At 67.2% G+C, this 23,294-nt stretch carries 19 protein-coding genes; 14 read left to right on the forward strand and 5 right to left on the reverse strand.

From position 1 onward, the window contains the following. Window position 1: 1 nt before the first annotated feature. The 3 genes from ACZ4XX_RS28450 to ACZ4XX_RS28460 all read left to right on the forward strand — a co-directional run bounded on the left by ACZ4XX_RS28450 (window position 2) and on the right by ACZ4XX_RS28460 (window position 2,928). Window positions 2–1,246, forward strand: coding sequence for a DNA cytosine methyltransferase (locus tag ACZ4XX_RS28450; RefSeq protein WP_468510721.1), 1,245 nt, complete (start codon window positions 2–4; stop codon window positions 1,244–1,246). A gap of 440 nt (window positions 1,247–1,686) precedes the next feature. Continuing rightward, window positions 1,687–2,301, forward strand: a complete 615-nt coding sequence (locus ACZ4XX_RS28455; protein WP_468510722.1) for a hypothetical protein — start codon at window positions 1,687–1,689, stop codon at window positions 2,299–2,301. A gap of 57 nt (window positions 2,302–2,358) precedes the next feature. Then, window positions 2,359–2,928, forward strand: a complete 570-nt coding sequence (locus ACZ4XX_RS28460; RefSeq protein WP_468510723.1) for a restriction endonuclease — start codon at window positions 2,359–2,361, stop codon at window positions 2,926–2,928. Window positions 2,929–3,131: 203 nt separating this feature from the next. On the opposite strand, the gene drmB is transcribed toward ACZ4XX_RS28460, so the two are convergent. Genes drmB through ACZ4XX_RS28480 form a run of 4 tightly spaced genes read right to left on the reverse strand, consistent with a single transcriptional unit; the run spans window position 3,132 to window position 14,868 of the window. Next, a complete protein-coding gene (gene drmB / locus ACZ4XX_RS28465; protein ID WP_468510724.1) occupies window positions 3,132–4,994 on the reverse strand; it encodes a DrmB family protein in 1,863 nt (620 codons plus the stop codon). Between the two features lies 1 nt (window position 4,995). Further along, complete coding sequence (locus ACZ4XX_RS28470) at window positions 4,996–8,256, reverse strand: helicase-related protein (protein ID WP_468510725.1); 3,261 nt, start codon at window positions 8,254–8,256, stop codon at window positions 4,996–4,998. Next, on the reverse strand, window positions 8,249–10,186 hold the full coding sequence (locus ACZ4XX_RS28475) for a UvrD-helicase domain-containing protein (protein WP_468510726.1): 1,938 nt from the start codon (window positions 10,184–10,186) through the stop codon (window positions 8,249–8,251). The genes ACZ4XX_RS28470 and ACZ4XX_RS28475 overlap by 8 nt, the downstream gene beginning before the upstream one ends. Then, complete coding sequence (locus ACZ4XX_RS28480; RefSeq protein WP_468510727.1) at window positions 10,168–14,868, reverse strand: DEAD/DEAH box helicase; 4,701 nt, start codon at window positions 14,866–14,868, stop codon at window positions 10,168–10,170. The genes ACZ4XX_RS28475 and ACZ4XX_RS28480 overlap by 19 nt, the downstream gene beginning before the upstream one ends. Window positions 14,869–15,548: 680 nt before the next feature. On the opposite strand from ACZ4XX_RS28480, the gene ACZ4XX_RS28485 reads away from it, so the two are divergent. From ACZ4XX_RS28485 to ACZ4XX_RS28515, 7 genes are all read left to right on the forward strand, one after another. Next, window positions 15,549–15,791, forward strand: a complete 243-nt coding sequence (locus ACZ4XX_RS28485) for a hypothetical protein (protein ID WP_468510728.1) — start codon at window positions 15,549–15,551, stop codon at window positions 15,789–15,791. Further along, window positions 15,767–16,108, forward strand: a complete 342-nt coding sequence (locus tag ACZ4XX_RS28490; protein ID WP_468510762.1) for a hypothetical protein — start codon at window positions 15,767–15,769, stop codon at window positions 16,106–16,108. The genes ACZ4XX_RS28485 and ACZ4XX_RS28490 overlap by 25 nt, the downstream gene beginning before the upstream one ends. Beyond that, window positions 16,105–16,326, forward strand: coding sequence for a hypothetical protein (locus tag ACZ4XX_RS28495; RefSeq protein WP_468510729.1), 222 nt, complete (start codon window positions 16,105–16,107; stop codon window positions 16,324–16,326). Before ACZ4XX_RS28490 ends, ACZ4XX_RS28495 begins: the two co-directional genes overlap by 4 nt. Before the next feature lie 275 nt (window positions 16,327–16,601). Beyond that, on the forward strand, window positions 16,602–17,042 hold the full coding sequence (locus tag ACZ4XX_RS28500; protein ID WP_468510730.1) for a hypothetical protein: 441 nt from the start codon (window positions 16,602–16,604) through the stop codon (window positions 17,040–17,042). A gap of 50 nt (window positions 17,043–17,092) precedes the next feature. After that, window positions 17,093–18,535, forward strand: a complete 1,443-nt coding sequence (locus tag ACZ4XX_RS28505) for a hypothetical protein (protein ID WP_468510731.1) — start codon at window positions 17,093–17,095, stop codon at window positions 18,533–18,535. Window positions 18,536–18,537: 2 nt separating this feature from the next. Further along, window positions 18,538–19,044, forward strand: coding sequence for a hypothetical protein (locus ACZ4XX_RS28510; RefSeq protein ID WP_468510732.1), 507 nt, complete (start codon window positions 18,538–18,540; stop codon window positions 19,042–19,044). Between the two features lie 76 nt (window positions 19,045–19,120). Continuing rightward, window positions 19,121–19,915 (forward strand): fumarylacetoacetate hydrolase family protein, encoded by a 795-nt coding sequence (locus tag ACZ4XX_RS28515; protein WP_468510733.1) that lies wholly within the window; start codon window positions 19,121–19,123, stop codon window positions 19,913–19,915. A gap of 6 nt (window positions 19,916–19,921) precedes the next feature. Here the strand turns inward: ACZ4XX_RS28515 and ACZ4XX_RS28520 are convergent, their stop codons facing one another. Next, window positions 19,922–20,326 carry a hypothetical protein gene (locus tag ACZ4XX_RS28520; protein WP_468510734.1) on the reverse strand — a complete coding sequence of 135 codons (405 nt, stop codon included), beginning with the start codon at window positions 20,324–20,326 and terminating at the stop codon, window positions 19,922–19,924. Window positions 20,327–20,540: 214 nt separating this feature from the next. Between ACZ4XX_RS28520 and ACZ4XX_RS28525 the strand changes: the two genes are divergently transcribed. The 4 genes from ACZ4XX_RS28525 to ACZ4XX_RS28540 all read left to right on the forward strand — a co-directional run bounded on the left by ACZ4XX_RS28525 (window position 20,541) and on the right by ACZ4XX_RS28540 (window position 23,254). Continuing rightward, the gene (locus ACZ4XX_RS28525) at window positions 20,541–21,029 is read left to right on the forward strand and encodes a hypothetical protein (RefSeq protein ID WP_468510735.1); all 489 of its coding nucleotides are present in this window, start codon (window positions 20,541–20,543) and stop codon (window positions 21,027–21,029) included. A gap of 494 nt (window positions 21,030–21,523) precedes the next feature. Further along, window positions 21,524–22,039: an ATP-binding protein gene (locus tag ACZ4XX_RS28530; RefSeq protein ID WP_468510736.1), complete on the forward strand. Its 516-nt coding sequence runs from the start codon at window positions 21,524–21,526 to the stop codon at window positions 22,037–22,039. Between the two features lie 53 nt (window positions 22,040–22,092). Beyond that, window positions 22,093–22,305 (forward strand): hypothetical protein, encoded by a 213-nt coding sequence (locus tag ACZ4XX_RS28535; RefSeq protein ID WP_468510737.1) that lies wholly within the window; start codon window positions 22,093–22,095, stop codon window positions 22,303–22,305. 31 nt (window positions 22,306–22,336) lie between these two features. Then, the gene (locus tag ACZ4XX_RS28540; protein WP_468510738.1) at window positions 22,337–23,254 is read left to right on the forward strand and encodes a TauD/TfdA family dioxygenase; all 918 of its coding nucleotides are present in this window, start codon (window positions 22,337–22,339) and stop codon (window positions 23,252–23,254) included. The last annotated feature ends 40 nt before the right edge of the window (window positions 23,255–23,294 follow it).

Consider the following 23,294-nt stretch of genomic DNA (forward strand, 5'->3'; position numbering starts at 1 on the left):
CATGCCCATCGATGCCTCGAAAACCCCGTCCGACGCCGAGCGCGTCGCCGATGAATCCACGATCGCGGTCGTGGACCTCTTCTCGGGAGCGGGTGGGTTCACCGCCGGGCTGACGATGGGATACGAGCCCGCCGGCGAGGGGTCCAGTCCGTTCCGCAGCATCGCCGCGGTGGAGTTCAACGCGGCGGCCGCGGCCACCTACGCGGCTAACTTCGGCGATCATGTGGCGAACACAGACATCACGGAGTGGGACGGCTCGGAGTACAAGGGTGAAGCCGACGTGATCATCGGTGGTCCTCCCTGCCAGGGATTCTCCGGACTGGGCAAGGAGGACCCCGCCGACCCGCGGAACCTGCTGTGGAAGCAGTACCTGCGGGTGGTCGAGGAGATCCGCCCGAAGGTCTTCGTCATCGAGAACGTCGATCGTTTTCTACGCTCACCCCAGTTCCTGGACCTTAAGGCGGCCGTCGCGGACAAGAAGCGATTGGGCGACTACCGCATCGTCGCGGCGGTCCTGAACTCCGCCGACTACGGGGTACCCCAGGCCCGACGTCGGGCCATCGTCATCGGAACCCGTGACGACGTCATCGCCTCGCACCCCACAGGCGCCCCCTTGACCCACCCCGCCGCCACCCACATGCGCCGTGCCGCGGGCCAACTCGCCACCGACGCGATTCCGGCCTGGACCTCCGTTCAGGACGCCGTCTTCTCCAAGACCCCCGAGGCCCCCGTGGGCACGGAACTGCCCGAGATCGAATTCGCGGCCGTCACCAGCGCGGGGGTTCGTGTGCCCGGGCCGTATCTCACGACCGAGCTGCACATCGGTCGAAGCCCCCGAGACCTGTCCCTGGCTCGATACAAGGCCATCCCCCGGGGCGGCAATCGTAAGGACCTGCGCGGCAAGACGGCACTCATCGACGGCGAGGAGGTCCCCCTGTCGACTCCCAGCTGGGACCGCCACGACAACGGCTCCGGCGACGTCATGGGGCGGCTGCACGCCGACCGTCCCTCGGTCACCATCCGCACCGAGTTCTACAAGCCGGAGAAGGGGCGTTACCTCCATCCCACGGCGGACCGGCCCATCACCCACTACGAAGCCGCCCTGATCCAGGGCTTCCCCCAGACCTTCAAGTGGCATGGCTCGAAGATCGAGATCGCCCGGCAGATCGGCAACGCCGTTCCGGTCGGCCTCGGCGCGGCCATCGGAAAGGCCATACACGAATACCTCCAGGGCTGCCGTCTTTGAACGGGCGGTGAGGTCCTGAGACGTGTCCGTTTGTTCGCCTGATTCCGGCAGAGCCGGATTCACCGAGCCCTTGGCCGAAGACCCCATTCGAGGAACGGACGAACTCGAGCGATACGAGGACCGGTGCCGGCACGGGGCGTCGCGCAAGACGATGAGACCGTCGGCGATTGACCACCGGCGGCGTGACATAGGTGGCATCGTCCGGTACAAGCCGACCGGGGGTGGACCGGCCCGCCGTCCCGGCAGGTCATCCGGTCCGGGGCGAAGCCTCTGCGATATCCGACGGACGTCCGGCGTGGACCTCACGGGGATCCACTGTCAGTGCTCCCCCGTAGGGTGGCTGTACAGACCGGATGCGGGGAGACGGAGGAAAGCGCCATATGGGCGGGACGCTACGTGTGGGGGAGGTCCTGCGTTACCCCGTCGACAAGGACCCGTCGGTGCAACACCTGGACGGTTACCCGAACTTCTACTTCGCGACGCACACCCCGGGGCATCGACGAGCCCTGCTCGAGGCCGGTATCAATGCGATGGCCCACGTACGGACCGAGGACGGCGAGCGCCGCCCCGCCGTGCTGATCCGTTCCAGCCCTTGGAAGGCCGGCACCGAGCAGACCCCCTGGCACGATGTCTTCGACCTCGACAACGGCCATGTCCGCTACTTCGGTGATCACAAGGTCGGACTGAGCGGACCGCCGGGAAGCACGAGGGGCAACGCAGCCCTCCTGGACGCCTTCGACGGGCATCAGGCGCCCACCCCCGAGGGCCGCGCCGGTGCCGTACCCCTCCTCATCTTCCGCGCGGTCTCGCGGAACGGCAGACCCAAGGGGTATGTGGAATTCTGCGGTGTGGGGATCATCGAGCGCGCCGAACGTCTCGTGCAGTGGGCCGGAAGAGAGCGGACCACCTTCACCAATTACGTCTACGACGTCGCGCTGATCGACCTGACCGTCGAGGACGACAGGGTCGACTGGGACTGGATCAGCGCGCGACGCGATCCCGGGACGCCCGACGACAAGGCACTGGAACTCGCTCCGAAGGCCTGGCGAGAGTGAGTCAGGCACGGTCACGCGGCGCTGCCCAGGGTTCGACGACGAGTCGCCCGCGCTCGCGTGACCAAGGTCCGGGAACAACAACCGGAGCCGGGAAGCCCGGAGGAGGCAGACCTCCGGCTCATCCATCGGCACTTCGACGGCCGCAAGCACGACTTCGAGGGTCTCGCCTCCGCCGTGGCGGCCCGCAGGTTCCGACGCAATGGTCACGGCTACCTGGAGGGATGGCTCACCCGGAGGTCCGGCGACGGGGGAGCCGACTTCGTCGGCCGCCTCGACCTGGGCAGCGGTCTGGCCGGCACCAGCCTCGTCGTGCTGGGGCAGGCCATGTGCATCCTGCCCGGAAGTAGCGTCTCCGCCGAACAGATCGCCAGAGTCGTCGCACGCCTGCGTCGAGGTTGGATCGGGGCATACGTCACCACCGGTGTCTTCTCGGAGGCCGCCCAGTTGGAGATGGTGGAGGACCAATACCCCATCATGCTCCTCAACGGACGGGAGCTCGTCCGTGAACTCCGCACCATGGCACGGGACGACCACGGTGGCGACCTCATAGCCTGCATCGAGCACGTCATCGACCAGCAGACGATCGACGTCACCAACCGCCGGCCGGAGGAGATCCTCCTCGAGTGAGGATCTCCCGGTGTCACGGGGCCTGAGATGAAGTCTTGATCCTTTTCTGGCCGGGGTCGCACTGTGCTAGCCCTCGGGGATGCTGAAGGTGGTCGCCCCGCATCACCATCTGGCTCGTGGCGTCGGCGATACCGACGGACGCCCTCGTGCAGGACGGGAGCGCTGCACGAGGGCGGGTCACCGAGGCACCGTCGAAGAACGGATCACTCGGACACGTGGGAGTAGTAGCCGGCGATACCCAGTTCCGGGGAGCCCACGAGCAGAGCCCGGTCGAGCAGGGTGTTGTTCAACTCGCAGCTGGTCTCCGGAAGCAGGACGCACGCGTGGCATGCGGCGAGGTTGAGTCCGTCCGCGCCGCTCGCGTCGGCCTCCATACACAGCGGATCGGCCGAGCACCACGAGATGCGGCGCAGTGCCGAGTCGAGCGAGGAGGCGAGCCGGTCGGGCTTCCCCTGGGCGATGATGCCACCGAGACTGCCGGCCGAGTCACTGGTCGCCGTGTACAGCAGGAAGGCCGCCATCTCGTCCGAGACGTACAGGCGCTCACGCAGGGCGGCTGCGGGATAACCACAGTCCAGACTCCACTCGTTGATGAGTGCGTGTGCCAGGGTGTGCACCAGGACCAGCCGAGGGGACACGGGTGACCGGGGCTGTGCGTCGCCGCGATCGCGGAGCGCCTCGGTGTGCCGCTGCCGCAAGCCCTTCACACGAGCACCGCCCGGCCCTGACTCCACCTTCGACTCCCAGTCGCGCAGTCGGTCCACGTCCAGCCGGACGAACACCCCCTCACCGATCACCTCGATCGCGGGGAGCCAGGAAACCCCGCCCAGATGTAGCGAGGCACGCCGACCCGGTGGGTCCGACGGCATCGGGGCGGTAACCCGCGTGAACGCCTTCAGGGCCCGCACCTCACGCAGACGCTTGACCAGCATCGTCTGCTCGACACCGGGCACCGTGGGAGAGTCGACCGTGGTCTCCGCCGGGACGCACACGAAGTGCTGGTTCTCAGGGGTGTCCTCGGTGGTGGAGCTGAGCTGACGGAACTCCTCGGTGCGCAGTCTGTCCGCCAGCTCCAGGGCGTCCGGGTTCTCTGGGTCGGAGTCCTCCTCGCGTTCGGCGGCCTCGAGGGTTCGGACGGCGTCGACGACGTCCGCGGGCGTGTAGCGGTCGTCGGCCAGCCAGCCTTCGTCCGAGGCGTATTCGACGATGCGTGCATCGTCCTTGCCGACGAGGTGTCTGCGGTGCTCGCGCCGCAGCACGAGCTGCATCAACGTCTTGTGCCACGGCGGAATGGTCAGTGCGGAGCGGACCACGGGGAACCATGCCGCGGAGGCACCTCGCTGCAGTGCCTGGAGGGGTTCCCCACAGCCCGGTTGCGCCGCCTCGGCTCCGAGCCAAGGTCGGTGGCCCTTGCAGGTGATCCCGAGTCGGTCCATCGCCTTGCGGCTGAAGGCACCTTCAAGTGAGGCCTTCCTGCCGCAGCTGCATTGGATCACGATGGAGCGAAGGGACGCGGTACGCCCGGTGGAGATGAGCTTCATCCGGCACCGGTCGGTCGATCCGGGGGACGTCGGTTCGTGACGCCGATGGGCCCAGTCCCAGTAGGGGAACTCGGACAGGTGTCCCTTCGAGCAGGCCACGATGAAGCGGGAAGGGGTCACCGCCCGGTCACATTCCCCACAATGCCCCCGGCCTTTGGGGGAATTGAAACCGCTGTAGGGCCTCAGTGCGCCGCACCCCTGGCATGAGTACGTGGTCGGGAAGCGTCGGACGCGCACTCCGTCACCGGCCGGTGGGTCGGAGGCCGGTGGGAGATGGAAACCCCGTACGCCCAGGTCGCTTTCGAGCCTGGGCTCGTGGATGTCGAAATCCGGGCCGATCTTCCAGCTGTCCAGTCCGCTCACCAGGAACGACTGGTCACCGATAGCCACCATCGAGCCGACGCCGTACGTGGTGATCTGTTGGGCGCGACGCACCGCGCCGAGACGCCCCAGCACCCCCTGGCCCTGGGGCTGAGCCCGGCCCTCCTGCTCGAGGCGTCGTCGGCTCCCCGAACGAAGTCCCATCTCAGGCCTCCAGGTACAGGTCGGATTCTACGTCCACGTCGCGGAAACTCCACATGGTGTCAATGGCTTCGGTCAGGTCGTCGTCATTGTGCGCGCGGAGCAGTGCGGTGTCCGCGTCGCGTTTCTCACCGGGGCGTCTGCGTCGGGGCGCCTCGTAGACCAGGCACGGATTGTCGGCGGCGTATGCGCACCAGTCCTCGATGATCCAATCGATCTCCTGTGCGACGTGGTCCGCCTCGACCGGATCGATGTTCCGAGCCCTGGCGACGAGCGCGGTCCTCAGACCGCGGAGTCGGTCGGCGTACCGCTTGACGCTCCCGGCGGAGGCGTTGGGACGGGCGTCGGGGATGGTGAGGCGGGCGAGTCCGATGAACGCGGCGTGTAGGGCACGGTCGCGCGCTCGTGGTGAGAACGGCGTGACGCTGGTGGACTCGACCTGTCGGTACAAAGCCGAGTGATAGGGGATGAACCCCTCGTAGTGTGAGCGGTCCCGGGACCGAGCCGAGTTGAAGAGGGTGACGACGAGACCGGGGTGGAGACGCCCCACCCGACTGGTCGCCTGGATGTATTCCGCAGTGGTCTGTGGCTGTCCCAGCACCGCCATGAGGCCCAGGCGGTCGACGTCCACCCCCACGGAGATCATGTTCGTGGCCAGGACGACGTCGGAGGCGGCCTTCGGTAGACCGGCCTCCAACTCCTTCAGCTTGTCTGGGATGCGGCTGGACGGTACACGGCTAGTCAACTCGGTCAGCTGCTCCACCTCTCGCGCACGACGGTCCGGCAGGTCGTCGTTCCCGGCCAAGAGCTCCAGACGTTGATGCACGTCGTCTCGTACCTGCAGCTCGGCGGCGGCGAGGAGCCGAAGGCTGTTGAAGTAGCCCACGAGGGTCCAGTAGGCGTCACGTGTCTCCTCACTCCCCTCGATGAGGCTCGCGTGGTGCAGCAGCGCCGCGTAGGCGCGCACCAGCAGTGTCGCCTGAGACGTGCCGGGGGCGAGAAGCCCCACGTAGCGGCGGGTCGCCTTCCTGTCCGCGGACGCCTCGACGGCGAACCAGGAGTCCCGGGCGTCGATGCCCGCGGGCGGGAACTGGGCTACCTCCGTGCGGTCGAAGAGGGCCTTCCCCTGGTCCTGTGCACGACGGATGGTCGCCGTCGACGCGATGATCTTCGGGCGGTCACAGGCCAGGTCGATCGCCGCTTCGTAGAGTCCGGCGAGGGTCCCGAGCGGACCGGAGATCAGATGCAGTTCGTCCTGGACGATCAGTTCGGGTGACGGGACACCGAGGTCTTCGAGGTCTCGGTTGAAGATCGCCGCCACCTGTTCGCGCCAGGCGATCTGAGCGAACTTGTCGGCGGTCGCGATCACCAGGGTGGGATGGTGGTGGTAGACCGCTTCGTCCACCAGGTGCACGGGGAGGCCTGTGCGGTACTCGCAGTCGGCGTTCGGGCAGCGGATCTCCAGGCGTCGGTCCTCCGCTTCCACCTTGTAGGCGTGGTGGTCCAATGCGGTCCCACACCAGGAGCAGGACCTGAGCTGCACGGGGTTGGCCTCGTGCAGCGGTTTTCCCTCGGCCAACCTGCGCAGACCCGTCTCCGCGGACTTCTCCTTGTCCGTCTTGGCGTTCAGGTAGTTGGGGGTGGCGGCTTTGCCCACCCACATGCCGATGGAGATCGGCTCCGTTCCGAGTGCTTCGGGCTCCTCACGGCGCATCTTCTCCATGACGCAGATGAGGGCTGAGGCACGCTCGAACTGCTGCAGGGTGAGCAGGCGGAGCGTGTAACGCATGAGTACGGTCACGCCTGCACCACGGTCACCTAGGCGTAGGCGACGCAGGAAGGTGGTGAAGGCGATGAGACCGAGGTACGCCTCGGTCTTGCCACCGCCTGTGGGGAACCAGAGCAGGTCCGCGGTCTCCCTGTCGGGGTGGTCGGGGTTCGCGATGCCGTTGAGACACAGCAGAAGGAATCCGATCTGGAAGGGACGCCAGGCTCCGTCCTCGACCGGCTCGCCTGCTCCCCCCTTCTTGATCCAAGACGTCCGGGCGCGCTGCGCGGCCATGGCGCGGTTCGCCATGCGGAAGGCCTGCATGGCCTGGGGATCGCGTTCCAGGAGATCGATACCCGAGTCCATGCGTGCGCGGGCCCGGTCGCACAGTGCCAGTTGTCGGTCGAGGGTCCGGGCGAACTCGCTGTCCGCACGATGGTGGGTGCGCAGCGTCGAGGCGTCGACACGGCGATCCGCGATCCAGCCGCCGTAGGCACTGGCCAGATCCCGCAAGGACCTGACGACCTCGGTGTCGTCGGAGTCGGCCAGTCGCCGCATTCCGAGCGACGCCTCATCGATGTCCCGGTTGGAGTCAGCCAACAACACCTCGTAGGAGGGGGCGAATTCGCTCCACACCGCTGACGTCGCGGCCGGCGCACAGTCCTCCGGGCGTAGGTCGCGTGGCCTGGGGGGCAGCCATTCCCAGTCCGCCGCACAGCCGTGTCCCGTGGCGAAGTTGGGTGCGTGCCGGTGGAGCAGTCGACTCAAGACCACCTCGTCGTCCGTACTCGACGGCGCGGGCCGTTCGACCAGAGCGGGGGAGCCGTCGGCGACATCGACACGGATTCCCGCCTGGAAGAAGCAGAAGGTGTCCTGGATCTGCCCCTTTCCGATCTCGTGGGTGTTGACCAGGGTCGTGGTCACGGCCACCACGCCGCGGGGGCCGCTGGGACGGCGCACTCTGACACGCAGTACGAGGCCGGGGGCGAGGTTGCGTGGCTCCTGGTGGAGCTCGGTGACGTCCACTTGTACGGGTGGGAGGGGGAGAGGACGCCGCCGCCAGTGGAGACCCTGTTCATCGGTCGTCCGCCGTTCCGCACGCTCGGCCGTGGTCGGGACGCCGGCTTCGTCGATCGGGTCGTACACGGCGGCGGTGGCCGTGACGACGATGTTCCGGCAGACCGTGGGGTCGACCGCGAAGGTGAGCCCCAGGGCCGAGGGTTTGCGAACTCTCGCCAAGGTCACACCGGTGTCGGGGACCTCGTCCACGGTCAGGGTGGAGTCGGCGTCGTCGTGGTCGAGTTCACGGGTCGCGGCTGTGAGGTCGTCGGTGTCCCGCGTACGCGGGAAGAGCACAGCGAGGGCGTAACTGGTCGCGGGCCAGTCGCGAATGGTCTCCGTCGATTCGGCGTCCGACCCCGTGGGACCGAGGAGATCGCGACGCAACCGTTCGACGAGCTCCTCCCGGAACCGATAGTGCTCGCGATGGTCAATCATGGCTGCCCTCCGACACGCCGTCCGTGTTGTCGTAGTGGAAGCGGCTCAGTCCGCCCAGGCGCGGGGCGAGCCAGACGCCGTGATCACCCAGTCCCGCGGCGATGCCGGCGGCGGTGCTGCCGGTCACCGTCTCGACGGACTCGACGCGGACCCCGGTGATCCTGGCAGGCCACGCGGAGGGGTGGTGCTTCGGCCCACGCCGCTGGTAGCGATAGAGGTCTTTGCGGAAGGAGTCCGACACGAGACCGATCGGACGGTCGTCGGTACGTATCAGGTAGGAGGGCGACATGAAACCGGAAGCGTTCTCATCACCGGTACGGAGCGGGGCGTCGATCCTCTCCAGGGTGACAGGGGTGCCTGAGAGTAGTCCCTCCCGGAAGAGGCGTTGTAGGTCCATCACGTCACCGGTGAATCCGGTCGTGCCCGCGGGATGGGTGACGTGCACGTCACCGCCCTTCACCTCGATGCCTCTGCGTTTCCATTTCGTCCAGTCGTAGCGACCCCACCGCCGGGTCGCAGGGCAGCGACGCACGTGGAGGACATCGGGTGAGGGGTGGCGGTAGAGCTCCTCACGAGGCCGGGTCATAGCGACGTACAGCGTTCGAACCTCCTCCGAGGCGAGGGTGAGGGAGTCGAAACGTGATGCGTCCAGCGGTCCGGGATCGACGACGAGTACGCGGTCGAACTCCAGTCCCTTCGCGCGGTGGAAGGTGGACACCAGCAGATGATGCTCCGGCTGAGCCGTCAACTCGTCCGGGAGCCGCTCGCCGGCCAGTGCGTCCCGTAGACGGTCGAGGGCGACGGTGCGCCCGGTCGGGTCACCGAAGCGCCCACGCAACAGCCGCCACAGACGGTCACCGTCCTGTGTCGTGGGAAACACGTGCCCGGCGTGCTGAAGATCGTCGAACACCCGACGGGACAGCGAGGCACCCTCGACTTCCCGTAGCAGGGTCTCCAACCATGCGGGAGCGGAACGGTCCCGGGCGGCCCGCCGCAACTGATGGTCGATCCCGAGGGTGTGCAGCTGCTCGGACACCAGCAGTGCCTGACCATTGGTGCGACACAGAAGTGCGGTGGAACGATCCCGGTCACCCAGCAGGTCGCGGAAGTAGGGCTCGTCGAGGTCGCCGAAGTCGTTGGCCGCCAGCAACTCATCGCGGAGTTCCGCGTGGAGGGTCTCAACGCCGGTCGCGTCGAGGTCACCGCTGTCGCGCACACGGGTTTCGAACCGAAGAGCCGTACGCGCGTCGTCCGTGCGGGCACGGAAGTTACGACTGAGAGTGAGATGAAGGAGGTCTTCACCGAAGAGGGTCTGCAGGGATCGGAAGAAGCGTCCTGGCTCAAGGGCCAGGTTCTTCTGGCCACTGACCGAGAAGGCGTAGATGGCTTGGGCGGGATCGCCGACGACCGTGAACCCACAGTCGTAGCGCTCCAGCAGGTTCTCGACCAGTGCGCTGCGTTCTCCCGTCAGGTCCTGAACCTCGTCGATGACGACGTGCCGAAGACCTTCCTCGAACAGGGCGTCCGCCCGGCCGGCCGCGATGGCGACGGCGGCCTGCTCGATGCGTTCGTCGAACGAGAGGCTCCGCCAATCGGTCGCGGGATCGATCAAGGTGAGCACGTCGAGCGCCCAGGAGTCGAAGGTCATGACCCTGATCTGCCGGGCGTCCTCGCCTCCCTGGGAGAGGATCCGCCCTCTGAGTTCCCGCACGGCTGCCCGGGAGAAGGTGAGCACCAGCACTTCTCCAGTGTTCAGTCCTTCGTCCTGGAGGAGACGGTCGAGGCGCCGTACGAGCGTATAGGTTTTTCCGGCCCCGGCCCCGGCCGTGACCAGGACCAACGAGTCGGCGGGCTGTTCCACGACGGCCGTCTGTTCTGTGGTGAGAGGGTTGTCCGCCCCACGCACTTCCATCAGTACGCCTTCTTCCACAGGTATTCGAACTCCGTGTACGCCAGATCGCGTCCGAAGTTGTCGATGTTGTCGCGGACGTTGAGGATCAGGCACTCGGGCTCACCGCCGTTGGCGGGGCCGCGCAGTCCACGACCGATCATCTGCACGTAGGTGTTAGGACTGTAGGTGGGCCGCGCCACGACCACCGCACGGACCTTGGGTGCGTCGAACCCCTGAGTGAGGACTCCGTAGTTCGTCAGGACGCGGATCCTGCCGGCGCGGAAGTCCTCGATCCTTCGGGCTCGGATGCTGGCCCTGGTCTTCGAATCGATGAAGGCGGACGGAACACCGCGGTCGTTCAAGAGCGCGGCGATCACCTTGGAGTGCTCCACGGAGGTTGCGAAGACGAGGACGGGCCAGTCCTCATCGAGCCTCTCGATCTCCTCGATGATGCGCCGAGTGCGAGACGCGTCGTCGGCGAGTTCCTTCACGACGGTGTCGGGGATCCGCATGCTGTTGTTCTGCAGGACTCTTTGGAGTTCGAGTGGCGACAAGGTGATACTGCGTCCGGGAAGCTCGCGCTGCTCGACCCTCGACAGCACTCCGAGGTCCTGCAGGTGTCGATGCGCCGCGTTCTCGTCGTCCCCGTCGAATGCGCCGAAGTCGAGACGACGCTCACCGAAGCGCTTCACCAGACGTCGGGTCTCCTCGTCGTTCTTGCCGCGATAGGCGGTCGCGGTGAGACCTACGAGAGGGCGGGACACCTGGTGCTGATCGATGCCCAGCAAGTCCAGGATCCTGGTGTAGGTCTTGGGAACGGCGAAATGGGCCTCGTCGATGATGACTGCCGCGGCGTAGCGAAGCCACGAGTACCGATCGTCGGCAAGTCGCCGTACGAGTGTGTCATCGATGGCCACCACCAGATGGTGGCCATCGTTGAACGGCTCCGGATAGTGCCCCTGCCGCATGCGGCTGATGTGCAGTCGCGACGCGTCACCGAGGTGCGGCCATAGGAACTCCCACGTCGCGATCGCCTGTTCGCACAACTCCTCGCTCTGCGCGATCCAGAGAATCGGCCCGACCAAATGGCCGTCCCGCATGGCGCGCATGGTCGCCTCCGCCGCGACACGGGTTTTGCCGGCTCCCGTAGGCAGGCTGAGCATAGCCCGCTGCGGGGTGTCCTGGACCAGGAGCCGGTACATGTTGGAAACGACCTTGGTCTGGTACTCGTGCAGGTCGGCGAGGGCTCGAGGACCCATGACGGTGAAGCTCGTGGGTGGTGGCACATCGTCCGGGTCGCCGGCCCAGGCGGCGGGAAAGCCGTAACTCCTCAGGAACGAACGAGTCATGGACCCGCCGACCCACTGGGTCGGTGTGTCGTCGAATCCCGCCTCGCGGAAGGCCGGGGCGAGGGTGCGCAGGACGTCGTCCCCGTAGGACGCCATCACCAGGCGCGCGATGCGAAGGTCGTCGGCCTGGACTCCTCGCACTGTCTCGTCGGTCAGAAGGAGGCCTGCGGGGAGCCGGTCCCGCAACCGGTCGACTCCGACGGCCAGAAGCAGCTTCCGGGCGACGTCGGGCTCCCGGCGTACCGCGACGAATTTCTCGTTCTCCCGGTCCTTGGCCTGCTGCGCCAACAGGGCTCGACACGCGGACTCGTCGAGTCGAAGACCCAGCGCGGAGACCACGGCCATGAGCACCGACAACTCGTCGTCGGGGCCGCACAGGAGGATGTCGGACCCTGAGCGCGTTTGGGCCAGCGGCTCTTCCTCACGACCATGGCCTCTCGTGGTGAGCACCCGCGCGAGTGACGAACAGTGGACCAACCGCAGGTCCGTGTCGTGTGGAAGACGCTGCTTCAGCCGCGGATAGACGTCGAAGAGAGGTGTCGGGTCACCGGCGGGTACGTGCTCGATCTCCTCCTTGATGGCGAGCTCGGCGTCCTGCATCGACCACAGACCACGCATGCGCTCGGCGTCCGCAGCAGTCGGCACCAGCAGCGCGGGCAGTCGGTGAGCCCTAAGAGTGCGGTACTTGGCCGAATCGTGGGTCACGAAGATGCCGCCGTCCGGCCGAGATGCCCACTCCTCACCTACCCGGCACCGCGTGTCCTCGTGACTCGGCCAGGGAATCTCGGCGTCTCCCTCCGCGGCCTCCGCAAGGAGGGCATAGGCACGGCCGACGACACTGTCGTCGTCACTGGATTCGAGGCGTTCGAAGAGGGTGTGCCAGGCACCGGCCGGGACGTCGTGGACCTTCGAGGCCAGACCCAGCGCCGTGGCGAGCTCCGAATCGATCTCGGCGACGGGAAGCAGGTCGCCGTGTGAGTGAAGCCCGGGGGCGACGGACTCGGTGACGCGGCGCAGCCCCTGACCGGTGGGGAGGTGTACTCGTTCCCGGATCAGCCACACGATGGGTGAGTCGACGGTGACCTGCGCGCCCGTGTTGGGGCGGCGCACGGTCCAGTGATGCGGGACCCCGTGGCGGGGGAGGGCGTGGACGTAGGAGGCGCGCCCCTCTTCGGACAGACCCAGCAGCAATTCCAACGGCCCCGCGGTGTCGGAGCCGTCGACCTTGATCGCCTTGGCGCCGACGTGTTTGGCACCAGTGGGAAGAGAGCGGTTGAACTCACCGAGCGCATATTCGAAGTAGTCGGCGAACCACGCTGCCTCCTGGTCGACCTGTGCCAGCGCAGGTATCTCCGCTGCCCCCAGGTCCCCGAGCACCGTCATGTCGGGGCCGTGGAATCGCGGATCGATTGCCACGTGGGCGTCACGCGACAGGTCCGAGGGGACGATACGACCGGGGAGGAGGCACGCGTTCAGAGGACGAAAGCGACCATCGCAGCAACGAACCCTGATCGTCCTTCGGTACTCCGGGCACCGGGCTTGGATCGCCGTCACCGACGGGGCGCCACCGGCCTGGCGCGACAGCTCCCAGAACTCGGCCCAGTCACCGTCCTTGTACCGCTCGAATCCGATGTCCAGGACGGCCTCGAGGCGGCCCACGGCGCTGGCCTCGGTGATGCCCAGGACGGACATGGCTTTAGCGGCCTCAGGGTCGAGGACGACCTCGGGATGCACGTACCTCTGACCGTCGTGGAGCACGCCGGACGACGTGACGCGCCGATACACGCTTCCCGGACGGGGTTCGTGAAGCTCGCCCTCCTCGGTCAGCAGGATTCTTGCCCGCACCGCCTCGGCGGCGTGTGCGGAACCCCTGGACTTCATGTCGGCGGCGATCTGCAGAGCGAGGGCGCTCGCCCCGGGGCTGGCGTCCGACACCAGCGCCTCGAGCCAGCTCTTGACGGACTCGACGGGCCTGTCCGCCCGTTCCATGATGTCGCGTGCCCTGGAGCGACGCTCACGGGTCTCGATGCTGTGATGCACCCAGTTCGTCGGGCGACCGGGGTGTTCGGACCACAGCCGCAACCACTCCGGTTGCAGATTCTCAGGGTGGAGGCGCAGTTCCTTCGGCTTGCGCACGACACCCGACTGGTCCGGTACGGATGCACGCGCTACCGCGGCGTCCAACACGTCCGTGCTGAGCTGCCGATCGGCCCACTGGGCGGCTTCGCGTCCGCGTGCGGTGAGCAGTGTGAGGTACGAACCGGGATCGTCCGCCTCGACCAGCTTGGACACCGAATCGAGGATCAGCTCCGCCGCCGCTCGGATCAGTTCGGTGTTGAAAGGGCTCGTTTGAAGGTTCTGACGGTCGGGGTTCGTCTGCCAGGCCGCGTTCAGCACGCCGGTGAGGGTCGTGTTGTAGTGGGTGGGGAAGTAGGCCCAGAACTCGCCGCGTTCGGAGCGGTTCTTCACGCCTTTCCCGGGAACCGCCCAGGAGATGCGGATCGTCGGCCTGCCGTGCTGGTCGCCCGCGGCCTCCAACGCTTCCGGCGAGGGCGAGTGATCGCGGGAGAACACGCGCCACTGCTCCGTGCGTACCTGCTTCCCGTCCAACTGCTCGCGGATGGTGTGTACGTCATCGGAGGCCTCCTGGCCGATGACGCGTAGGCGATGACGGCCGGTTCGCGCGTCCTCGAGGATCACGGTGCCCACGTGAGGGGAGAACAACTGGAAGTGGACCGGGAAATTGTGGAGGTCCCCACCGAGTCGGTCAGCCGCACCCGGCTTCAGACGAAGCACCACCACAGTGGAGGCCCACTCCAACAAAGAGTCGAGTCGGTGGTCCGCCTTCCGTTCCGCGACTTCGTCCAGCACTTGGGCCATGCGAAGGACCGGTGTCTCCTGATCCTCCGGAACCGGCACGGTGCTCCGGATCAGTTGGGAAGACCAGTCCTTGTCGAAACCGAAGCTTCCGGTGGAACTGAAGAAGCGAGGGGTGTGACAGACACTGAGCACGGACTTCACGCCCACGCCGAAACGCCCGATCTTCCCACCACGCTTGGCCGAAGAACTCATGTGCAGAATCGTGTCGACCCCGTGAGGGGAAACGGGGGAACCGGTATTGGCACAATAAAGATGGGTGTCAGTCAAGACGACCTGGATGCGTCCTTCGCCGTCACTCTGGATTTCATCGGCGCCGTTCTGAACGAGTTCGTAGATCTGCCGGTCACTGTAACCACCTCTGGAGATATCGCGTTCCAGGTTCGCATGTTCCAGTACGTGCCGGGGATCGGCTCGATAGACGTCCAGACTGCGCTGTGACAACTCACGTACGGCCGTTATGACATCAAGCAAGTGGGATTCGGACGCCTGCATGGTGTGCGGTAACTCCTTCGCCCTGAAGCGTCAGGGGCGACATCATGTTCGATGAGTGTGAAGTAGGAGCTGCGCACCGCGTGCGGACGCGGACGGCTACGCGCGGGGCTGCGTGATTGCAGCGTCGGCTCGAAGGTGCAGCGGCATCCTTGCTGGCCACAGTGGCCGCGTGGGGAGGCCCGCAGTGAGCGATGCAAGGCTAGATCCCGTGAAGCCCCCGTGACAAGGGGATGGGCGAAATGTGCATATTTAAGCTGAAATTGAGAGGGTGAAGTCTTCGTCGACTTCCATGCGTGACCGAGTGTGGGACTTCGGTCGAGTGTGATTGTTGCCGATTTCTCCGTGGTGTCGGGTGGTCTTCTTAGCGATCGTCAATTCCTTGGAGCTGGATCCAGTGTGTTTATCCGGGGTTGTGAATGACGGTGAAGCGTGACGGGGTTATCTTGGCGTGTGTAGGCGAGCACGGCGGCAGGAAGTGCAACTCGATGGCGTCGGGGTGGGCGGCGAGCCAGTCGCGGACCTTCCTGGAGCGGTGGGCGGAACCGGGGCGAGGGCACTCCCGGCGAATTGGGCAGTGCTGAGCGCGAGGAGCTCAAGCGGCTGCGGCGGGAGAACCGAGAGCAGCAGACGATCGAGATCCTGAAGAAAGCGACCGCCTTCTTCGTGAAGGAGAATGACCGGTGAACGAGTTGTGTCGGTTGATCCATGTGGAGAAGGCGGACTACCCGATCGCCTTGCTGTGCCGGGTGTTGCACGTGGCCCGCTCCTCCTACTACGCCTGGTGTGAGGGCGAGGGCGAGGGCGCCCGCTGGCCGGCCGATGACGCACTCGGGCACGAGATCACCGTGCTCACAGCGCCTCCCGCAAGACCTACGGCGTCCCGCGCATCCACGCCGAGCTGCGGCGTCTGGGGCAGCGGGTGAACCGCAAGCGCATTGCGTGCGTCATGCGTGAGCGCGGCATCCGCGGTGTCACCCGACGCAAGCACCGCTCGCTGACCCGGCCGGATGCGAAGGCGAGGCCGGCCCCGGACCTGATCGGCCGCGACTTCCACGCCGAGCGCCCCGGCACCAAGCTGGTCGGTGACATCACCTACCTGCCCACCGCCGAGGGCTGGCTCTACCTCGCCTGCTGGCTCGACCTGGCCACCCGCGAGGTCGTCGGCTACACCATGGCCGGACCGCCACCGCGCCGAACTCGTCGTCGACGGTCTCGACATGGCACACGAGCCGGGTTGTGACGTACGGTGATCGCGGAAGCGAGTACACGTTCACCGAATTCAGTAATCAGTTACGGGAGTTGGGGTTGCGGCAGAACGGTGAACGCACCGGATCGTGTTTCGGCAATGCTGCCGCGGAGAGCTTCTGGGCCCTGCTCAAGGAGGAAATCGGAACCCGAACCTGGCCCGACCGGGCCACCGCCCGTGCCGAGGTCTTCACCTTCATCGAGACCTTCTAAACCGCCGCCGCCTGCGCAAGCACGAAATCTTCCGCTACCTCACGCCGGACGGGACCAGGCGGCGGCACCAACACACCCTTGCGGCATAACCGTCGAGCGTCCAAGATCACGGGGAAACTTCAACTCGGTCCTGTCCCCGCGACCCGCACAGTTTCAGGAGCGTGCGCCAGCCGCAGCGCGATTCAGCCACTCCAACGCCCTCTGACCCGATCTGACTTTCTGTACGCGGTCCCCGTTCCGTAAGTTACTTGAGGGACTATCAACGGGAGAGATGCATGGCTTGGGACGAATGGGAGCAGATCAAGGCGAACACGGCAGCCCGGCAGTCCACGCCGATGCGACTGAACCAGCTCGCGCCGACTGCGGGAGGTGGCGGTGCCGGCAAGCCAGACCTGGCCTCCAACCCCGCGGCTAAGAAGGCGGCGGCGAAGGCGATCGACGACGGCCTGGAGCCGGGGGTCACGAGGGACGGCAAGCACGCGGCCGAGACCACGAATGCAGCGGTCAAGGCGTTCGGGGCGAAGGATGGCCACGGCTGGGACACCTCCGGTGCGCTGAAGAGAGCCCACGAGACGTGGGAGAAGCAGGTCAAGATGCTGCTCGGTCGCCTGTCCTCGGAGAAGCAGGCCCTCAGCGCGACCGGCATCAGCATGCAGAACAACGAACTCGACATCGCCGCGCGACTGGCCCGCCAGTCGCGGATCCAAGGCATCTGACGGGCCGGCAGACCGGTCTCGGGGGAGTCATGCCGACCTATCACGAAGCCATGAGCACCGACCTGTCCACGCTGACCGCCGCCGCGGGCAAGTGGGAGGAGATGGCCGCCAAGTTCAAGACGCTCGAGGGCCAGTACGAGAAGGACGTCCACGGCGTCTCGCTCGGCGAGTCCTGGATCGGGCTGAGCGCGAACGCCGCGAACACCAGGTTCACCGTCACGCTCAAGGAACTCCAAGGAGCGCAGAAGGAGGCGAAGGCAGTCGCACGCATCCTGCGTGACGCGCACACCCAGCTCACCGACCTGCGCAACCGGCTCAAGGCGATCCGTGACGACGCCGTCAAGGCGGGCATGCGTGTCTCCGACCAGGGCACGGTTGCCTTCGACATGGAGCGGCTCGCCCAGGCCGAGCGCACGGCCTACGTCCATGACCCCGACTTCCAGCAGACCGCCCGTACCCGGGCGAACGAGTGGGCCGAAAGGCTCGTTCAAGCGGTCAAGGCGGTCACCGACGCCGACGACGGCATCCGCGTGGCCCTCGATGCCGTCGTCCTCGATTCCGACCCCATGGACGGCACCTTCAACGGCTTCAACCGGAACCCCCAGGCCAGCCCCTACCCGTCCCTGGAGGAGGCCGGCAAGGCCGCCAACATGCCCAAGGACCGCAAGGACATCCCCGACTGGTGGCGCAGCCTCGACCCTGTCACCCGCGGCATCCTGCTGAAGGAGAAGGGCGACGAACTGCGAGCGGCCGGAATCATGGACCCGCAGTACCAGTGGCATGCCGCCGACCCGGGCTCCGGCCCCTTCAACGTGGAAGACCCCACACCACGCGACGTGAATTTCCATGCCTTGGCCCTCGGCCTCGCTACGGTTGGCGACATCACCGGCGAAACCGGAGCATCCCGGAACATGCTGCACTACCTGCGCGGCACCGGTGAAACCCTGGACGTCGACGTGAACCGCATGTTGCACGAGGACTCCAAGTTCCGGTCCGACATCGAAGAGATCCATATCGCGCGAAACCAGGAAGAGTGGCGCAGGAGGGCGCTGGCCGAATTCGAGAAGGCCGGGGGCGACAAACCCGTCACCATTCCAGTGGAGAGCCATCAGTACGGCGGTACGTTCACCAAGGACACCGACTGGTACCACGCCCTGGGGTCACACCAACAGACCATCTCAGGCATGGTCACAGTAAGGCCGGGCGAGGGTGGCAAGCCTGAGGTGTCACTGGATTACCAGGTCAACGTATGGGACCGGTACAACTGGGACAAGGATAAGCAAACTCCGTTCTATGGAGGGATCTCCATCAAGGATGCCGATATGGGCCATCTGCACACCGTCGGTATCGCCCAGGAGTTCGACATGCGCGGTAGCAGCTCGACGTTCACCCACGACTTGAACGGCGACGCGAGCCCTACAGTGAACCCTGCCGACCCTGGCCGATCGGGCGGCCGCGGGGACGTCTCGCGGGGCGACGAGGAGAACCGGTGAACATGCGACACAAGACGCGCGGAAGCCTCTTCGTCGCGCTGATCTCCGCGCTGGTTCTCACGTCCTGCTCGACCGGGACCCCCGGCAGCGCTACGCGCGAGAGCACCTATCCGTACTGGGAGAAGGGTGCCGGCGCCACCGAAGCGGCCGCGTTCATGAAGATTCAGATCCCCAAGGGCGCCACGGACGTGAAGGGTGCCGTGCAGGTCAACCCCCGCGAAGACGAGTACATCCTCTCCTTCCGTACCGGCAAGGCCACCGCAGCCCAGGTCGCCAAGGACCTGCACTCGGAAGAGCCGCTGGCGCCATGGGGCATCAAGTCGGTACAAGAGTCCGAACTCTTCGAGCACCTTGGACTCGCAGAGCCGAAAACGCTCAAAGACGCCCTCTGGGCGGGTGTCTGCCCGCCGTGTGTCAAGGACTACCGACGTCGCGACGTCGCGTGGATGGAGATCTACATCGAGAACCTGGACTCCGAGCAAGCCCGGGTGTACCTCCGCGCTTTCTGACCGCGACCGGGCTGATGGCCCCCCGGGCCTGTCCGAGAAAGGCTGCCATACCCGGGCGCGAAGGTACGGTTCAGGCATGAAGCTGACGGGTGAATCGCAGCGGCTGGCCAGGTTCGAGTGGAAGGGCGACGTCCTTCACGGGCGCCTCATCGCCGAGGACGGGGGCGACGTCCTGGAGGTGCTGAGCGCCGATCCGGCGAGGGGAACGGCGAAGCCCACCGGCCGCCGCGTCCCGCTCCACGACGTACGGCTGCTCGCCCCGGTCAGCCCCGGGAAGATCGTGGCGGTCGGTCGTAACTACGCCGATCACATCGCCGAGTTGAGTCTGGACACGCCAGCTGCCCCCCGGCTCTTCTTCAAGCCGCCGTCCGCCGTGATCGGCCCCGGGGAGCCGATCCGCTACCCGGACCAGTCACACGAGGTGCACTACGAGGCCGAGCTCGCCGTGGTCATCGGCCGTACGGCCCGCGATGTCCCCGCCGAGCAGGCGCTGGAGTACGTCTTCGGCTACACCTGCGCCAACGACGTGACCGCCAGGGACATCCAACGGGAGGACGGGCAGCCATCCTGGGCGAAGGCGTTCGACACGTTCTGCCCGCTCGGTCCGTGGATCACCACCAACCTCGACGCGACGAAGCTCGTCGTGCGCTGCGAGGTGAACGGCGAGGAGCGGCAGTCGGCCGGTACGGACACCATGCTGCATCCGGTCGCATCCCTACTGGCGTACATCACGGCGGCGGTCACGCTGGAACCGGGTGATGTGCTCCTGACCGGCACGCCGGCCGGGGTGGGCCCGGTCGTCCCCGGCGACGAGGTTGCGGTGCACGTTTCCGGGATCGGCTCCCTCGCCAATCCTGTTATCGGCCGGTAGCTCGGCTCAGGCTCGCAGCAGCTCGGCGAACTCCTTGCCGGCGGGCAGCTGGGCGTGTCCAGCCGCGCGGCTGAAGTCGGTCGCGTACTTCATGACCATGCCGGTGCGATGTTCGTCCGGCAGCACCGTCAGGGCCTGTGCGGCGGTGCGGTACGCCTCCTCCGGCTCACCTCCGCGGGCGAGACAGGTCGCGCGGTCCAGGCGGATCAGGGTCGGGTCGAGGTACTCGGTGGGCGGGTAGAGGTCGAGGGCGCGGCGCTGGACCTGCCAGGCGTCCTCGTTGCGTCCCAGGTGCGTCCACGCGTTGCCGAGGTGCCAGAGGAACTGCCGCTCGGTGTGGCCGAATGCGGGGTCGTCGCGGTCCTCGGCGGTCAGCCGGCCGAACGCGTCCTCTGCCTGGCGCAGCAGCATCCCCACGTCCCATGCGGGCGAGTGCCCGGGCCTCGACGAGGAGGCCGCGAGTGGTGGCGGGGCCGATGGTGTCGCCCAGGATGTGGCGTGCGCGGGCGGCCTGTTCGTGGGCAGAGGCGGGGGTGCCGTAGTAGAGGGAGACGATGGCCGAGCGTACGGTCAGCGCGCCTTCAAGCTGGTTGTCCCCCGCCTCTGAGGCGGCGAGGCGTCCGGTGTGGAACCAGCCTCGGGCCTCGCGGTGGGCCCCGAGGGCGGAGGTGAAGATCCCGGCCAGGGCCGCGAGTTGGGCCGCGACCCGGCAGAGGCGTTGGCGGTAGCGGATGGGCTGCCGCTGTTCCAGCAGTCGCTCCACCTCGGTGAAGTCGGCGAGGACATCGGCGAGAAGCCGGTGCGGTGGCACCGTCTGGTAGGCATGCGCGTACTCGAAGGCCGTGGTCTCCCAGCGTTCCAGAGTCGCTGGCCCGACGGCCGACGATTCGAGCGCGAGGTCCATGCGCTGCCGTGCGGCGGCCATGACCTCCAGGGCCGCCTCGGTGATGCCGAGGGTCGTTCCGACGACAAGCCCGCGAATCAGGGTTCGCCGTTTCATCTCGTCCTCCTCCAGGAGCACGTTCGCCCCTGCCTCGGCGGCGCGCTCCGGTTCTTGCTCGGTGCGTGTCGGTGTGGCGTCGTCGGCAGCGACCAGCGGCGAGGAGTCCGTTAAGGCGAGCAGCTTCTCGGCCGTCCAGCCCGGGAACATGCCCTCGAGTGCCTCGCACGCTTCGGCGCGCGGCACGCCCTTGATCTGCCCCGTACGCCACCGGTCGTACTGCTTGCGCTGTGGCGTGACGTCGTCCAGACGCAGGTCGGAGCAGACCTTCCGGAACTCGCGGCTGAACCGCGCGTATCCCCAGCCGCGTTCCCGTAGGAGTCCGCCGAACACCGTCAGCTGTCTGTCGCCCACCGTGCCCCCTTCGCATGGACGCCGTCAGGCCCCTTCGCCTGTACGCGGCGATTGTCGATCACCTGCCCACCTTTCGGCCCGGCAGGACGCACTCGAGTCCCAGAAGACCACGGCAGGACCAACCGGGGGCCAGAACGACGAGATCGGGGCCGTAGGAAAGTCCGTCGGCCCGCCGTCATCGTTCGGGGACTGCGACGGCGCGGCCTCCCGGCCACGTCTCGCCACCAGGATCGGACATGCGGAAGGGTTGGGCGATGGCGTCCTCGGTTGCCACCTCGATCATCAGTGCGAGCCTCACGGGCTGCCGTGGCGTCCCCACGGCCGGCAGCAGCGCGCGCATAGCGCCGTCGCCCGTGGACGTCTCCTTCGTCAGCGACGCCTCGCGGGTCTCGCAGGCGCGGCGCATCGGAACGGCCTGGCTGCGCGCCCTGTGCCAGGTGCCGCAGGCGCGGGTCGACTCCGCCGAGGTGGTGATCTCGGAACTGGTCGGCAACGCGGTCGTCCACGGGACGAGCGAGGCCGTGGGCCTGCGCATGCGCCGCGTGGGCGACGAAGTCCGGCTGGAGGTCGACGACGGTTCGCCGTCCGAGGTACCGAGACCCCGGCAGGCCAGGGCCGAGGCGGAGCAGGGGCGCGGCCTATGGCTGGTGGACGCGCTCGTGGCGGAGCTCGGCGGCAGCTGGGGGTTCGCCGACGACGGCACGGTCGCCTGGTGCGTCTTTCCGATCACGCGGGAGACCTCCCCGATGAACGGGGGCCGGGCGGCATGAGCGAGTCGTTTGAGAACCCACCGTCGCGAGTCTCGCCAGGCACCCGGGTCGTCGTGTACACGGATCGAAGCGCAGACGCGGTGATTTCGGCGCCCAGAGCCACGATCCCCCGTCGGCCGTTCGCCCGGTCGCGCTGGGCCTTTCGTCACCCCGTCCGGCTGCTCCGCCGCTACGGCTTCGGCTGGTTCCAGTTCGCGGTCCTTTTCGTGCCGGTCCTGCTGATCATCTGGGTCGCCGTCGCCCGCACCGACCTCCCGTATCCGTAGCCCACCCGCTGATTCCCACGAGGAGTGCTCCATGACTTCCCGTTCCGTGCCCGAGTACCGGGTGACCCTGCCCAAGGAGCTCGTCGCCGACCTTGCCCGGCAGGCCACCGGCCTCCCCGAGTGGCGGCTTGGCAACGACGGGCTGCTCTCGCCCGAGACCGCCGCGCGGTACCACGGGGTGCTGGCTGGCCTGCCCCGCATCGCCGAGTTCACCACGACCTGCCACCAGCTGCTCGGCGCCCCCGACGGCGACGGCTTCGCGGTCCTAGAGCTGGCCGAGCTGCTCGACGCGGCTGAGTCCGAGGAGGCCGGCCTGCGGGCAGTGACCGCGCTGCTCTCCTTGATCGCGACGCCGCTGCGGGCCTTCGACCACTGGCCGCTGTGGCAGCCGCTCGGCACCAACCCCGCCATCGACCCGATGCACATCGACGTCGTGAACTCCACCCTCCCGTCGGACTACATCGCCCAGCTGTGCGTCCGCCCCGATCCCAGAGGCCAGGGCCACAGCCTGGTCTCGCAGATCCGCCGCGCCGTAGACCGGCTCGGCTATGCAGACGCCGAGCTGCTGACCCACCCCCAGTACGTCGACGGGTCGTTCTTCGAGCTCACGGGCGTCGGGGATGAGCGGCAGCCGCTCCCGATCCTCGACGGCCTGCCGCCGTCGGAGGGCTTCGTCCGGTTCACGGCCAAGATGCTCGCGGACACCGATCCCGCCGACCCGTACATCAAGGCGGCCCGGGCCCTGGAACGCGAACTGATCACCGGGAAGCGCCGGTTCCTGCTCGGGCGAGGCGACCTGCTCATCGCCAACCAGCACCTGTGCTGCCACGGCCGCGAGGCCCTCGGCGGCGGCCAGGAGGACGTACCCGAGGACGAGCGCCGCCTCCTCCTGCAGATCTTCCTCCGCGGTCAGGCGCGGCACACGGCGACGCCGGAGGTCATGGCATGACGACCGTCACGGCGGGTGGGATCGCAGCACCAGACACCAG

Source organism: Streptomyces sp. NPDC029956 (assembly GCF_055574655.1).

Coding starts and splice junctions, on each gene's coding strand:
- ACZ4XX_RS28450 (WP_468510721.1), top strand. CDS start 2: ATGCCCATCGATGCCTCGAAAACCCCGTCCGACGCCGAGCGCGTCGCC.
- drmB (WP_468510724.1), bottom strand. CDS start 4,994: ATGGGACTTCGTTCGGGGAGCCGACGACGCCTCGAGCAGGAGGGCCGG.
- ACZ4XX_RS28470 (WP_468510725.1), bottom strand. CDS start 8,256: ATGATTGACCATCGCGAGCACTATCGGTTCCGGGAGGAGCTCGTCGAA.
- ACZ4XX_RS28480 (WP_468510727.1), bottom strand. CDS start 14,868: ATGCAGGCGTCCGAATCCCACTTGCTTGATGTCATAACGGCCGTACGT.
- ACZ4XX_RS28500 (WP_468510730.1), top strand. CDS start 16,602: ATGGCTTGGGACGAATGGGAGCAGATCAAGGCGAACACGGCAGCCCGG.
- ACZ4XX_RS28505 (WP_468510731.1), top strand. CDS start 17,093: ATGAGCACCGACCTGTCCACGCTGACCGCCGCCGCGGGCAAGTGGGAG.
- ACZ4XX_RS28510 (WP_468510732.1), top strand. CDS start 18,538: ATGCGACACAAGACGCGCGGAAGCCTCTTCGTCGCGCTGATCTCCGCG.
- ACZ4XX_RS28515 (WP_468510733.1), top strand. CDS start 19,121: ATGAAGCTGACGGGTGAATCGCAGCGGCTGGCCAGGTTCGAGTGGAAG.
- ACZ4XX_RS28520 (WP_468510734.1), bottom strand. CDS start 20,326: ATGCTGCTGCGCCAGGCAGAGGACGCGTTCGGCCGGCTGACCGCCGAG.
- ACZ4XX_RS28530 (WP_468510736.1), top strand. CDS start 21,524: ATGGCGTCCTCGGTTGCCACCTCGATCATCAGTGCGAGCCTCACGGGC.
- ACZ4XX_RS28540 (WP_468510738.1), top strand. CDS start 22,337: ATGACTTCCCGTTCCGTGCCCGAGTACCGGGTGACCCTGCCCAAGGAG.